General features: G+C 66.4%; 14 protein-coding genes. 10 read left to right on the top strand and 4 right to left on the bottom strand.

All coding sequences use genetic code 11. The features are described 5' to 3' along the window. Positions 1–80 precede the first annotated feature (80 nt). Both ACFO6V_RS23895 and ACFO6V_RS23890 read left to right on the top strand, forming a co-directional pair. Positions 81–461 carry a nucleotide pyrophosphohydrolase gene (locus ACFO6V_RS23895; RefSeq protein WP_377140387.1) on the top strand — a complete coding sequence of 127 codons (381 nt, stop codon included), beginning with the start codon at positions 81–83 and terminating at the stop codon, positions 459–461. 14 nt (positions 462–475) lie between these two features. Continuing rightward, a complete protein-coding gene (locus ACFO6V_RS23890; RefSeq protein ID WP_377140384.1) occupies positions 476–1495 on the top strand; it encodes a hypothetical protein in 1020 nt (339 codons plus the stop codon). Positions 1496–1689: 194 nt separating this feature from the next. Here the strand turns inward: ACFO6V_RS23890 and ACFO6V_RS23885 are convergent, their stop codons facing one another. Next, positions 1690–2331: a hypothetical protein gene (locus ACFO6V_RS23885; RefSeq protein WP_377140381.1), complete on the bottom strand. Its 642-nt coding sequence runs from the start codon at positions 2329–2331 to the stop codon at positions 1690–1692. Positions 2332–3338: 1007 nt separating this feature from the next. On the opposite strand from ACFO6V_RS23885, the gene ACFO6V_RS23880 reads away from it, so the two are divergent. Beyond that, complete coding sequence (locus tag ACFO6V_RS23880; RefSeq protein ID WP_377140378.1) at positions 3339–3953, top strand: hypothetical protein; 615 nt, start codon at positions 3339–3341, stop codon at positions 3951–3953. Between the two features lie 255 nt (positions 3954–4208). Here the strand turns inward: ACFO6V_RS23880 and ACFO6V_RS23875 are convergent, their stop codons facing one another. After that, positions 4209–5390, bottom strand: coding sequence for a Fic family protein (locus ACFO6V_RS23875; protein ID WP_377140376.1), 1182 nt, complete (start codon positions 5388–5390; stop codon positions 4209–4211). Positions 5391–5754: 364 nt separating this feature from the next. On the opposite strand from ACFO6V_RS23875, the gene ACFO6V_RS23870 reads away from it, so the two are divergent. Further along, positions 5755–6096 (top strand): hypothetical protein, encoded by a 342-nt coding sequence (locus tag ACFO6V_RS23870; RefSeq protein WP_377140373.1) that lies wholly within the window; start codon positions 5755–5757, stop codon positions 6094–6096. A 180-nt stretch (positions 6097–6276) separates the two neighbouring features. Here the strand turns inward: ACFO6V_RS23870 and ACFO6V_RS23865 are convergent, their stop codons facing one another. Together ACFO6V_RS23865 and ACFO6V_RS23860 are read right to left on the bottom strand one after the other, a co-directional pair. Then, positions 6277–6957, bottom strand: coding sequence for an HAD family hydrolase (locus ACFO6V_RS23865; protein WP_377140370.1), 681 nt, complete (start codon positions 6955–6957; stop codon positions 6277–6279). Further along, entirely contained in the window at positions 6954–7802 is an 849-nt protein-coding gene (locus ACFO6V_RS23860) for a GntR family transcriptional regulator (protein ID WP_377140367.1), read from the bottom strand. Before ACFO6V_RS23860 ends, ACFO6V_RS23865 begins: the two co-directional genes overlap by 4 nt. A gap of 135 nt (positions 7803–7937) precedes the next feature. Between ACFO6V_RS23860 and ACFO6V_RS23855 the strand changes: the two genes are divergently transcribed. Genes ACFO6V_RS23855 through ACFO6V_RS23830 form a run of 6 tightly spaced genes read left to right on the top strand, consistent with a single transcriptional unit; the run spans position 7938 to position 12480 of the window. Beyond that, entirely contained in the window at positions 7938–8195 is a 258-nt protein-coding gene (locus ACFO6V_RS23855) for a hypothetical protein (RefSeq protein WP_377140365.1), read from the top strand. Next, complete coding sequence (locus tag ACFO6V_RS23850; RefSeq protein ID WP_377140362.1) at positions 8192–8506, top strand: DUF6284 family protein; 315 nt, start codon at positions 8192–8194, stop codon at positions 8504–8506. Before ACFO6V_RS23855 ends, ACFO6V_RS23850 begins: the two co-directional genes overlap by 4 nt. Before the next feature lie 17 nt (positions 8507–8523). Continuing rightward, positions 8524–8730 (top strand): hypothetical protein, encoded by a 207-nt coding sequence (locus ACFO6V_RS23845; protein WP_377140360.1) that lies wholly within the window; start codon positions 8524–8526, stop codon positions 8728–8730. Continuing rightward, the gene (locus ACFO6V_RS23840) at positions 8730–10949 is read left to right on the top strand and encodes an FtsK/SpoIIIE domain-containing protein (protein ID WP_377140357.1); all 2220 of its coding nucleotides are present in this window, start codon (positions 8730–8732) and stop codon (positions 10947–10949) included. The genes ACFO6V_RS23845 and ACFO6V_RS23840 overlap by 1 nt, the downstream gene beginning before the upstream one ends. Before the next feature lie 37 nt (positions 10950–10986). Next, entirely contained in the window at positions 10987–12054 is a 1068-nt protein-coding gene (locus ACFO6V_RS23835; RefSeq protein ID WP_377140355.1) for a hypothetical protein, read from the top strand. Between the two features lie 54 nt (positions 12055–12108). Further along, complete coding sequence (locus tag ACFO6V_RS23830; protein WP_377140353.1) at positions 12109–12480, top strand: hypothetical protein; 372 nt, start codon at positions 12109–12111, stop codon at positions 12478–12480. The last annotated feature ends 107 nt before the right edge of the window (positions 12481–12587 follow it).

The following is a 12587-nucleotide window of genomic DNA, read 5'->3' as shown; positions in this document are numbered from 1 at the left end:
GGTGCTGTAGACGTACATAGGTGCTCGCTGGATGCCGTTCATTCCGTGGGGTATCCGCTGGGTTCTGGTAGACCCGTTGCATGGACCCGACTGAGCACAACCTCGAGAGCATCAGCAAGCGTGCGCGTGCCTTCGCGGCCGAGCGTGACTGGGACCAGTTCCACTCACCGAAAAATCTCGCGATGGCCTTAGCCGGCGAAGTAGGCGAGCTTGTGGCGGAGATGCAGTGGCTCTCGAACGAGGAGATCCTCGAGGCCACGCTCCAGCGCACCCGCCCGGGCGAACGCATCGCCCACGAGATGGCCGATGTGTTGCTGTACCTCGTCCGATTGGCGGACGTGTGCGATATCGACCTCGTGTCAGTGGCTCACGCCAAGATTGACCTGAACGCCCAGAAGTACCCTGTCGAGCTCGCACGTGGCAGCGCCCGCAAGTACACCGAGCTCGGACCCGATCACTAAAGCTTGGAGCGTCGATGGTCCAGATCGTGATTCAGCCGAGCCTCGGCAACCCCGTTGCGCGAAAGCACTGGAGGGACACTCTGGAAGCACCGGTGCCATTAGGACGGGTACGTCATGCGCTCACGCCAGCGCAGAACGAGCAGCTGACGCGACTGCACCCGGCTGACGCTGCTCGGTTCTGGGGGACGGTCAGCACGCACGACGCACGGATGAACACCGTCCGCACCGGCGACATCGTGCTCTTCACCGGCATGAAGCAGGTCCGCGGGATCGGGGAGGTCGGAGCGAGCTTCCGCAATGCTGCGGTTGCCGATGCCCTCTGGTCTCCCGATCCGGACCGGGGCTCGTACCACAACGTCTACTCGCTCCGTGAGTTCTCATTCACAGAGATCCGCTATGAGGACATCTGGACGCTGCCTGGGTTCAACGCTAATGACAACTTCATGGGTACTCGGTTCGTGACGGACGAGCGCGTCGACATGTTGATCAACGCCTTGGGCATCCATCGCGCTACGCAGAGCGAAGAAGATGCACTAGACGAGCTCCGTGTTGTTGAAAAGCTCGTGGCGGCACGAGTGGTCCCGGGCGAGGCGCTGAACGTGGTCGAGACGTCGTACACGCGAGAAGGCGGCGTGACCCTGGTTCGGAGGGCTGAGGCACTGCTCGTGGACGCGTATACCTCTTGGGCCGGCATCGAGTCGAAGCGGTCGGTGACTCCCGTCGGCCCCACGGATCTGTTCGTGACGGCCGGTCCGTACGGCGGACCGGAGCTTATCGAGGCGAAGTCGAGCGACAAGCGCAGCAAGGTGCGCGAAGCGGTGGGCCAACTTCTCGACTACAGCATGCACTCGCCCGGGCTGGCTTCCCTCGCGCTCCTCCTACCCGAATGCCCCGACGTGAGCATCATCAGGTTTGCCCACGCGTACGGCATCGATGTGGTCTACGCACAGGACGGAGCGTTCAAGCGCATGGACGCACCGACCGCAGCCCGCAACACCATGCTCACACTTGCGCAGGCAGAGCAGTTGCGATGATGACAGCTACGCTTAAAAAATAGGCGCGGACAACCGACGTCCCCATCGTTGATTGTCAGTGCATCGAGTGCGATCGGCAGCTCTAATTTTGTTCTCGGGGACACCAGGGGCACGGGCCGTGCAGTGCAGTGCAGTGCAGTGCACTGCACAACGGTCGCGCCACAGCCGTCGCGTTGTCCGAGAACGAATGCCCGCTACTCCTCCATGGATGGAGGCCCGAAATCGCCAGCGCGAGACGCAGGGTTTAGTTCACGGCGCATCGCCGATACGAGCGAGGTGCGCTTGTCGTAGAACTCCTGAGCGCCAGTTTCGATATTTGTGTCTGTCGTGGTGGCGCTCGTGCCTGGCGTGGTGGCTCTCATCGCCGTAATAAGCGTTGTGTGGAGCTGCGCCACGGCTTGTTGCACATCAGCGCCGCTGATCAGGGCCACCTCCTGCCGTAATCGCCCGAACTCTTCCGCGCTACGGATCGCCGCCGCTGCCTCAGGCAGATTCTCCTCCGCGTGCCGCATGAAACCGACCGTCGGCCTCTCCTCCCATCCTTTGCTGTCAGCCCGAAGCGATCCCTGTAGGTCGACGATCGCTGAGCGCCAAGCTGCGGCCGCGGCGAGAACGTTGCTATGGAGGACCCGTCGCTCATCCCACAGGCGCCGAAGGCGTTCCTCCGCCAGTTGTACGTTGATCGCGGCGGCTGCCGCTCTACGTTGTTCGGCAGCGTCCTCGCGGGCGGACTTCAAGGCACGATGACCCATCCAGGCCTGGAGACCACCACCGGTGAGCGTGCCTAGGAGCGTGCCAACAACGGCAACCCACGCTGCGTGAACTGTCGAATCCATCCTGAAGCCTAAGCACGGCCGGGCACCTGGCAGCGCTGCCGGCTGGATGAACGGTGAGCGGCATGGCTCCCACGGAGCGCCTTCACCCAGTTGCGGCCGACCGCGACGCTGAATGTCATGCAAGATCAAGACGAAGCTGCCCGCACTCTCAAAGAGAGTGCGGGCAGCTGAGGTAACACCAGCTCACACGGTGTTTCTTTGTCTGTCGATCCCGTGACATTTCGATCTTCAGGCGCTTCGGCCTGTTGCGGGGGACGCGTCAACGGTGCCGCTTGCTTCGCGCCGAGTCCACTGCTGTCCACTGACCGCCACCCGAGGGAGCCGACGTTGCTGACCACAGCAACCCAGTCAGAACCGTCCATGATGCATCTCCTCTGTGAGCGCCTGGGCGTCGACGACGGAGTCCGCCGGGGGCGGTCAGAGTTGTGCAGGTTTCTCCACACCCATTTAGGGCCGACCCCGCAGTTGTAGAGAACTGTCCATAAGTACCACCGAAGCGATCTAGTTCGCCTAGGTGGATGTAAGGATGGATGCAACGAGGTCGGCCCCGTCTGTGGCGCAGACGGAGCCGAGTGTCCTCGCTTTTCGATCTCCTCCAAAAGTAAGGAACATGATGAGTGTAAACGCTGCCCCTGACCGTGGGCACGGTACGTCGCACAGGGTCTGGCTAGCCCTGTGCGCAGGAGCCGTGCTTGCCGTCGCCTGGGAGTTGAGCGACAGCGCCGAAGTGGCGATCGGTGCGGCCGCCCTTGCCCTTCAACTAGCAGACACGCTGAAGCCCAGCCCTCTGTAGATGCAGAGCATGGCCACCATCGTGGCCCCTACCCCCGTGGGGGCCACGATGCCACCGGGCACCATCGTTCGGCTCTGTACTGGGTCGGCACGGTTCGGTTGGGACAGCGCGTCGGGCCAAGTGGCCAACTCCACCTGCGCCATCGGGCGTCTACCTCAAGATTGGATGGCTCCCAGTAGCGGCAAGCGCGTGCTCCGTGACTAGGGTTAGCAGGGTGACAGACCTTGAGTTCGCGAGCGTGACGATCGGCCAGCTGGCCTGGCCGGTCATAGTTGTTGTCCTCGTGTTGATTATGCGTGGGCCGCTCAAGACTCTGTTCGAGACCTCTGAGGTCAAGTCAGTCAAGGCAGGCACCAACGGCTTCGAGATCGAGTTTGAGCGCAAACTCACGGAAGTCGAGCACGAGTTCGGGGGCGTCTTACATTCGAGGCCCGGCACTAAAGCCGATGCCGTCGCCTCGGAAAATTTCCGAGAAGACATGGCGGCCGTTGTCGCCTTTTCGCCGCGAGCGGCGGTCCTTGAATCCTACGCGCGCCTGGAGCAACAACTCCAGGAGACATTTCTGCCCACTGAGCAGCAGCAGCCAGTCACGGGTAGAGAGCTGACTCACCTCGCTGTCGAGGAAGGCCTGCTGGAGTTCGAGGAGGCGATGATCTTTCGCGAACTCACCACGTTGCGCAACTCCATCGCACATAACTCCGAAGCAACGATCACCCGCAGCGCCGCGAGTCGCTATGTCGAACTCGCGGCTGAGACGGCCGACGCTATCCGCGCCAACCATTACCTCCAGACCGGCGGTGGTTCAGTTCTCCCTCCGCCTGAGTCGTAGATGCATCCGAGAAGAGAGGCGCCAGCAGACCGGAGCGCGGAGACCAGGGATCTCTTCGTCTCGAAGGCACTCAGCGCTGTGCAGGTAGGCCTTCAAGCATTGAGAAGCCGTCCCAGTTGGTATGGCGACGTCCTGCCGAGGATCACGCTGTAGTCCCTCAGTTGGCCCCTCCCCGGCTTGGCGAATCGTCGCCCACGCGCTGGCGCCGTGGATGGCAGGTGGAGGGTCACCCACCCGAACGCGGCGCGCACTTGCTTACCGGACGGTTTCCGGGGCGACAGGTGGAAGGAACGCCTTAATCACATAGTGACGTGCGCGGTACTTCCGTGTCCCGGCGAGCTTTTCAACCAGGCCCATTTTCATGAGGTCGTTGAGATCGCGAGCCGGGGTGCGCTCGCCGTTCTGCGCGTACTTGCGGGCCAGTTCCGTCGTCAAGACAACAGTCTCGGCCGTCGTGACCGCCCGCCCAACGGGGAGTTCGAGTGCAAGCAGCCGCTGTCGAGCGCGGGCCTCGGTGCTTGGCAGGCTGCGGAAGGTCTCGTAGACATGGCTCTCCCAGTGGATCTTCTCCGACAGCTTCCGCACCTCGTCGATCTGCTCGCGGAGCTCGTCGGTAAAACCTTGGACTGCGTACTTCACAAACCTGGCCACGCTGTGCTGGGCCGCGTCGAGCGCCAGATAGTAGGCGCTCCGAGTCTTGTTGTAGTGGTCCGACAGGAGGTTGGTTGCTACAAGGGGAACGATGCCCGACTCCGACAGGATTTGGACCTCGACGAGGCGAGCGGTTCGGCCGTTGCCGTTACCGAACGGGTGGATCCACGCGATGTAGAGATGGGCGAGAACCGCTGCGACGACGGCCGTGACGAATCGCTGCTCCGGCTTCGCATCCTCCTGCAGTGCTCGGATGTTGCGCAGCCACGTGGCGAACTCGTCCACGAGCCTCGGCACCTCCGTCCAGTGCGGTGCTTTGTAGCCGCCGACCGTGACGTCGTGCTGTCGGAACTCGCCTGGTTGCACTTCGGGCTTGTCGGGGATGCCGTCGAGTACAAGAAGGTTCAGTGCGCGCAGTTGACCGGCGTCGATCGCGTACCTCTCTCCGCCCCTGAGGGCCTCATCCATCGTGCGCACTGCGGCGAGCACGTTCTGCACCTCACGCTCAAGGTACTGACGAGACTCGGGAACGCCGGCGGTCCCGTCCTCGACGATCTTCTCGACCTCTTCATCGGACAGCGTGTTGCCCTCGATGGCTGTGGTCGCCTGCACGCCTCGCGCGAGGTACACCGAAGCAAGCCTGCTAGCCGCATCCGGCTTTAGCGGGGAGCCTGCCAGGTGCTGGCACTTGCTCATGGCCTCGCCAAGCAGCATCCACGTCGCTTGGTCCAGATCCTCGGTCCTAAACCTGTACGTGATGAAGGGGTGGGTCTGGCTCAGTGTCATACGCGGACCGTATACTCGGAGCCCTTTGCCTACAACGTGGATTCGCTATTAGGGTAGTTTTTCGTCCAAAGTGTTATACGTGGCCCCGTCCAACTACCTGACCTCAGATCGGCCAGGCTGACCCGGAGGCCTCTGAGATTGCACGCGCCTACCGACCTAACGCCCGCCCAACGGGCCGTGCTGTCGATAATCGCGTCGGCCCTGCCGCGCGAAGGTCGTGCCCGCGCTGATGTGCGGCGGATTGAGCGTTGCGGTGGCTAGCGGGCGGAGTGCCACCGTCAGCGGTAGCTCTGGTCGGGTGGTGTCTATTCAGCACCCGGTCCCGATGCGTACGTGTGTTCGAACGCGGGTGCATACTGGTTCCGTGAACGGTACGGACCACCTAGACGACGCAGAGCGTGAGCAAGGCAAGCGTGCGCAGGAGCACCGGATCGCATCGTGGCGGAAACATGGGTTGGAGGAGCGGGGCTGGGCCGCCGAGCGACTGATCGAGCACGAGGGTCCGGCGTCGGTGCCCTCAGTCAAGCTCCCGCAGCCGATCCCCACCCGATGCACCGCCCGCGCTTACGACGGCACGATGGTGACGGTGGTCGGCGTCGTGACTCATGTTCGCGGCCCCTGGCGGAGTTTCTCCGCGGAGTACCCGGGCTGGGGCGAGTGGTCAGCCGTCGTGCACCGGGACGCGTGCGAATACCTCGATCGCTGAGGCCCGCCTATGACGCCGGCCCCGCCCTCGCAGGGTGGGGCCGGCGGTCGTCGACACGTAGTGCAGCCGCACGGGCGCACGCACGCCGCCCGGCTGAGATGGTGTGGGCAGAGCGGCACTAGCGCAGAAGAGGCTCTCCACCTGATCAGGTGGAGAACCTCTCGGCTTGAGCGCGCATTGTTAGTTCAGATCCCCAGTTCTCACAAGACGCGACATGGTCTCGATGACGACGTCAGCACCCGCCTCACGCAGTTCGGTCGCGCGCTGCTGTGTCGTCGCATAGCCGATGGATCGGACGTCGGCCGCTCGCGCCACCTCGATATCGGACACCGAGTCTCCGATGAGAACGGCATCCTGAGCAGCGACCCCCGCCACCTCCAGAGCACGCACGACTGTGTGCGGGTGCGGCTTCATGAGGTCTGGACGCATGAACGGGCGCCCGACGACGTCGCGCACGTACCCCGTCAGGCCATGACGTTCGAGGTAGACGCGGATCGGTTCAGCGGCGTTGTTGCTGACGATGACGACCGGCGTCCCTACGGCGTGGAGAGCAGCAAGGAGAGCGTGTGCGCCAGGCGTAGGTGTGCAGGTTCGCGCGGACTCAATTTCCGCTGCGGTGCATGCGTTATCGACGTCGGCGAGATCACTCGGTGCGTATGTTCCAGTCCAGCGGATAACGGCCAGGTGGTCCGACGTCGTTGCAATGTCGTCGGGTGGAGTGACCCCGTGGGCGATGAGCGCCTGCCGACCGGCATCGGCAGCGTGCATGTTGGCCGGTGTGGGCATGAGCGGCGTGACAGGGCCGTCGAAGTCGAGGAGTACGGCGGCCGACTCCTTGAGGAGCTGCGCGGCGTCAGTCATGGAGCCACCTCGGTCGCCACGCTGTTCCAGACACTGTCGAACCACTGGCGCACCTGCACGACGAAGGTTGATTCGATGGACTCCGGGTCGCCGTCGTCTGTGTAGTGGAAGAGGACAGCGTCCTTGCCCATCGGGTCGTAGATGGTGACCTTCTCGCCGTTGACCCTGACGTCGTGCGTAACCACTGGGTAGAAGCCGAAGAAGACGAGAGTTCCGTTGATGACGTACGCCTTGAAGACCGGAGCGGACCCGAACGAGCGTGCTTCCACTGTGACCGTAGGTACGAGCTCGAGGTCAGCGAGTTCGAGTACCGAGTCCCTGACGGCGTTGATGTGCCGGTGGCCAATGTCCGCCATCCGCTGCCTGGTACCGGCGTTGTCGACGTCATCGCCGCTGACTGCGGCTGGTAGCGCGAGCGGCTTGGTCATGTCCGACATGAGTAGCCGGATATGGATCGACTTGGGCGCGAGTCGGCCGGTCCGGATCTTGTCGAGCGGCTCCGCGATTGCACCGTGGAGCGTTTCGGCGGTGTAGCCCACGACGTCGATCCGGACATCCTCTGCTTCAAAGGCCAATTCGAGATGTGGACGGAGCCCGACGGGTCGCTCGGTTCGCTCGCGTGCGTACATCCCGCTCCCCTGCCGCGACGTCACGAGCCCATCGTCTTTGAGGATGCGTAGTGCCTGCTGAACGGTCATGCGGGCGACGCCGTAGCGCTCTCCCAGTTCCTTCTGAGTAGGCAGCTTGTCGCCTGGAGCGATGGTGCGCGTGAGGATCGCGGCACGGAGTGCTGCCGCGACTTGCTGGTAAGGCGGACGCGGGTCGTCAGGGTCGAGAGCGCTCATGCCTTCAACAGTACTCGCTTGGACAGCCAAGTCAGCCAACTTTCGTCCGTCGGTTGACATGGCTAGCCAGCCTGTGCAAGTCTCCAACCACACAACCAAATGGCTAGCCAGCCTAGCCCAATCGAGAGGTGAGACATGTCGATCTACCGCACCGGGGCACTGAGCGAAGCGCGCCGTTACCTGTTTGAGGCGGCGCTGGCTCTGTCCAGGGCCGCCCGCACGCTCGTCACGGACGGCCACGGCCGCCAGCACGACGGCACCGCCGCCATCGGGCAGGAGGCCCAGGGCATGGCCGACCGCGTCGAGGAGATGAAGGAGACCGTCGCCACGGCTCACAGTGCAGCGCTCGACGCCGAGGCCCAGGACGACGAGAACACCGGGGGCAACCGATGAGCACCTACACCGCCCTTGCCGCGTTCGACGACGAGCCGACGCCGAGCGAGCTCGCCGCCATCGCCGCCGAGGAACCCGTCATCGCTGCCGAGGTCGCCGTGGTGGACGCCGAGTGCGCCCTCGCCATGTCGCCCGACGAGGTCACGATCCGCCGGCACCGCCGCGCCGTCGTCGCCCTCGGCGTCGCGCTCCGCACGGCGGTCGAGACCAGCACCAACCGCGCCACGTCCACGGCCCCGACGTTCGTCGTCGGTAGCCCGCTCTCGACGGCCCGCCGGGTCGTCATCCGTCCCGCCACCCGCACCGCCTGATTCAAGGAGTAACCGCCATGGTCACCATGCCCCTGTTCTTCATCATGTTCGCCCTCGTCGTCGCAGGCCTCGGATTCAAGAAGACGTCGAACGGCTCCCTGATCCTCGGGATGCTGTTCGGTCTGACGCTGGCCACCACGGCATTCGGCGCCCCCCTCCTGAGCGCGCTCGGGTCCTTCCTCGACGGGCTCGTGTCCGCCGCCTCCTCTGTAGCGGGTGCCTGATGACGACGCCGAACGACGAGCACACGCCGTCCGGGCACACCCCGGACGATGACGAGCTGCAAGCCATGTTCGACCGTCCCGCCGCCGACCTCACGGTCCGTTCCGCCGGGCTGCTGAACCAGAGCACGGTCACGGCCGACGAGGACAACTCGCTCACCGGCGAGGTCATCGACGCCCCCACCGCACCCGAGGCCGAGGCGACGCCGCGTGCGCCGCGCGTCGTCGAGCACCGCGGCGACCACGAGGCGCTGACGATCCTGCCCGAGTGGGCCAAGTCGCCCGAGGTGTTCCTCGGCGCGGTCCGCCGCGAGAGCGCGTTCCTGGCGTCGTGGGTCGGGCACCACGGCATCCGCCTGCCGTTCGTCTACCTGCCCCGCTTCCTGGCCCGCGCCGGGCTCGGGTTCGGGCTGTGCGTGCGGGACCTGGCCCGCTGGGTGACCGACGCCGAGAACAAGACCACCCGCGCCGCGCTCATGCTCGGCGTCAAGGGCACCGCCGAGTGGAAGACGCTCCGCAAGGAGCACGCCGACGGCGTCCGCGCCCGCCTCGGCGGCCTCGCCGCCGCCGGGTTCACCTCCGGCGTCGCCGGGGTCACCCTGTACACCTACACCGGCCCCGACGGCCTGACCGCCGCTGCCATCGCGACCGGCACCGCCGCGCTCACCGCCTTCGGCGTCGTCGGCACCCGCCACGCCGCCACCCCGATCGCCGAGACCCACAAGAGCGACGTCCCCAAGCTCACCGTGGACGTCGTCACGGACGCGCTGCTCACGCTCGGTCTGGGTTCGATGGGCGAGGCCAAGCGCGGCAACGCCGAGATCAAGGTCCTGCGGATCTTCCCGACCACGGGCGGCGTCGAGATCCACATCGACCTCCCGCCCGGTGCGACCGCTGCGGACGTGATCGAGCGCAAGGACCGTCTCGCCTCCGCGCTGCGTCGCCCCGAGGACACGGTCTGGCCCGAGGGGAACCCCAAGGCTCACCCCTCGCGGCTGAACCTGTTCATCGCGGACAAGGGCCTGTCCGAGCGGGACGTGGCCCAGTGGAAGTACCGCAACAAGGGCACGGTCAACGTGTTCGAGCCGTTCGTCATCGGCGAGGACCAGCGCGGCCGGCACGTCTCTACGAACCTCATGTACAACAACGGGATCGTGGGTGGCCTGCCTGGCATGGGCAAGACGTTCCTGCTCCGCGTGCTCCTCCTGGGTGCCGCCCTGGACCCGCGCACCGAGCTGCACATCCACGAGCTCAAGGGCACCGGCGACCTCATGCCGTTCGCCCCCATCGCCCACGTGTGCAACGCCGGTGACGACCCGGAAGACCTCCAGGCCCTGCGGGCCGACCTGCTCGCGGTCAAGGCCGAGATGCGCCGCCGGGCACGGATCATCCGCGAGCTGCCCCGCGACGTGGCTGCCGAGTCCAAGGTCACCGACGAGCTCGCCGCGGTGGGTAACCCGTACGGGTTCAAGCCGCTGCTGTTCGTCATCGACGAGTCACAGCTCGCGTTCACCGACGGCGACTACGGCGACGAGATCACCGCCGCCGTCGAGGACATCACCCGACGCGGCCGCGCCCTGGGAATCATGATGTGGCTCGCCACACAGCGCCCCAACAAGGACGCCATCCCCACCGGCATCTCAGCGCTGCTGTCGCTGCGCATGTGCCTGCGCGTCGGGGACCAGACCACCAACGACATGGTCCTGGGTACCTCGATGTACAAGGCCGGGCACCGGGCAACGATCTTCTCCCAGGAGGACAAGGGCATCGCCCTGCTCGCCGGTGAGAAGTCGGACCCGCAGCTCGTCCGGGGCGCGTTCATCGACGGCTCCATGGCCGACAAGATCGTCGAGCGCGCCCGTGCCATCCGCGAGGCCAAGGGCCTCCTGACCGGTCAGGCCGCCGGGGAGGAGCCCGCCGACCTGGACCACTCCACCGTGCTTGACCACCTGCTCGCCGTGTGGCCCGAGAACGACCCCGAGTGGGCCAACGGGAAGATCTGGAGTGACGAGCTCGCCGCCCGCCTGGCCGAGCACAAGCCCACCCTCTACGCGGGGTGGGACGCCGCCCAGGTCAACGCCGCCACCAAGCGCCACGGCGTCACCGCCAAGAACGTCAAGCACGGCACCGGAGCGAACAACGTCCGCAAGGGCCTCGTGCGCGCCGAGGTCGTCAAGGCCGCTGGCGACGTGATCGAGCTGCCCAACCCCACCGACGACTGACCCACCCGACCCCGCACGACCCGGAAGGAGCACCACCATGAGCACCACCGACGACACCAACGTCCGGCCCGCCGGTTCACGCCGCCTGGTCCTGGCCATGGCCGTGACCGTCGCGCTGCTGTGCACCGCCGTCGCGTACGAGGGCATGTTCCAGTTCGGCCTCGACATGCTCGGCTGGAACGTCCTCGTCGCCATCGCGTTCGCGGGCATCTTCGAGCTCGCACAGCTCACCGTGGCGCTGCTGGCACGCGAGGCCATCAGGGACGGCCGCCCCGCCGGCACTCTGCTCACCATCACGTGGATGCTCGCTGGAGCCTCCGGGTTCCTGGCCGCGTGGCACGAGCTCGACGCCGGACATGGCCTCGGCGCGGCTCTGTTCCGCATCGCCGCGCCGGTCTTGGCCGCCGGACTGTGGCACCTGGTCCTGCTGGGTGACCGCCACCTCGCCGCCGGGCGGACATGGGCACAGCTGCGGGCCGACGCCCGGATGCACCGCCTGTTCCTGACCGTCGAGGACGCCGCCCGCGCCCACGAGACCGGCAAGGGCATCGAGCGCGCCGAGGCCGCTCGCCGCAAGGCACGCGCCGTCGCGCTGCGGACCGTGCCGCCGGAGGACATGCGCACCAAGGCCACCGCCTGGCTCGGCTCGCTGTCCGCTGTCGCCGACGCCACGACCGACGTGGCGCGGATGCACCTGGAGACCAACGCCCGCGTCGCCGGGATCGCCACGGTCGCCGTGTCCGGGCCGGACTACGAGGCTCGCGCCGCCGAGTCTGTCCGGGCCGAGCTGGAGGACATGTCCGCCCCGGACAGCAACCGGCTGTCCGTGGCCGCCGCCCGGCAGAGCCGCCCCCGTGTCCGGGCGGCTGTCCGCCCGGCGCAGGGTCGGGACGTCCGCCCGGCGCGAGCGACCGAGGAGGAGCGCGCCGCCCGGGCGGCGATCGTGGCCGACCTGCTGTCCACCAACCCGGACGCCACCACCCGGCACGCCGTGTCCGCTCTCGCCGAGGCCGGACACAACGTGGACGGCCGGACCGCGCGCCGCCTGCTGTCCGAGGCACGCCCGGCGAACACCGACACCGCTACGGACGCCGACGCCGCATAGCCGACCGAGCACACCACCACCTGACCCACCGCCCGCCGAATCGCAGGAGGAACCGTGAACCGCAACGACAACCTCAGCCCGACCGAGTACGCCGAGCTCGTGCGCGACGCTCGCGAGCTCGTCGCCGCCGTCGAGCGCGCCGTACGCCGCACCGGAACCGTGTTCGTCGTGACCATGGGCCTCACCGTCGCCGCCACGGCCCTCGGACTCGACCTGGTCGCCTCGCTCACCGCCGTGATCGCGGTCATCGCGTTCACCGCCGCGCTGGTCTCGCTCATGGCCCGCATCGCCATCGGTCCCATGCCCGCCGAGGTAGCCACCACCACCCCCACCGAGGCCCTGCCGAGCGCGGCGAACGGTAGCGCAGGCCCCGCTACCGGTAGCGGGGCCGCTACCGCCACAAACCGCAGAATCCTGCGGAAGTAGCGGGGTAGTGCCCCCTCGCGGCGCACCCCGAAACCCCCACCTCACGCAGTTCTGAGGGCACGGCCGACCGCTACCGCTACCGCTACCGCCGCGCCCCTACCCCACCC

The sequence above is a fragment of the Promicromonospora alba genome (genome assembly GCF_042654905.1).
Classification (GTDB): domain Bacteria; phylum Actinomycetota; class Actinomycetes; order Actinomycetales; family Cellulomonadaceae; genus Promicromonospora; species Promicromonospora alba.
This window is presented reverse-complemented; position numbering and strand designations above follow the sequence as displayed.

What these genes read in the sequence shown, in the direction of transcription:
- ACFO6V_RS23895 (WP_377140387.1), top strand. Translation starts at nt 81, where the DNA reads ATGGACCCGACTGAGCACAACCTCGAGAGCATCAGCAAGCGTGCGCGT.
- ACFO6V_RS23890 (WP_377140384.1), top strand. Translation starts at nt 476, where the DNA reads ATGGTCCAGATCGTGATTCAGCCGAGCCTCGGCAACCCCGTTGCGCGA.
- ACFO6V_RS23885 (WP_377140381.1), bottom strand. Translation starts at nt 2,331, where the DNA reads ATGGATTCGACAGTTCACGCAGCGTGGGTTGCCGTTGTTGGCACGCTC.
- ACFO6V_RS23875 (WP_377140376.1), bottom strand. Translation starts at nt 5,390, where the DNA reads ATGACACTGAGCCAGACCCACCCCTTCATCACGTACAGGTTTAGGACC.
- ACFO6V_RS23865 (WP_377140370.1), bottom strand. Translation starts at nt 6,957, where the DNA reads ATGACTGACGCCGCGCAGCTCCTCAAGGAGTCGGCCGCCGTACTCCTC.
- ACFO6V_RS23860 (WP_377140367.1), bottom strand. Translation starts at nt 7,802, where the DNA reads ATGAGCGCTCTCGACCCTGACGACCCGCGTCCGCCTTACCAGCAAGTC.
- ACFO6V_RS23855 (WP_377140365.1), top strand. Translation starts at nt 7,938, where the DNA reads ATGTCGATCTACCGCACCGGGGCACTGAGCGAAGCGCGCCGTTACCTG.
- ACFO6V_RS23850 (WP_377140362.1), top strand. Translation starts at nt 8,192, where the DNA reads ATGAGCACCTACACCGCCCTTGCCGCGTTCGACGACGAGCCGACGCCG.
- ACFO6V_RS23845 (WP_377140360.1), top strand. Translation starts at nt 8,524, where the DNA reads ATGGTCACCATGCCCCTGTTCTTCATCATGTTCGCCCTCGTCGTCGCA.
- ACFO6V_RS23840 (WP_377140357.1), top strand. Translation starts at nt 8,730, where the DNA reads ATGACGACGCCGAACGACGAGCACACGCCGTCCGGGCACACCCCGGAC.
- ACFO6V_RS23835 (WP_377140355.1), top strand. Translation starts at nt 10,987, where the DNA reads ATGAGCACCACCGACGACACCAACGTCCGGCCCGCCGGTTCACGCCGC.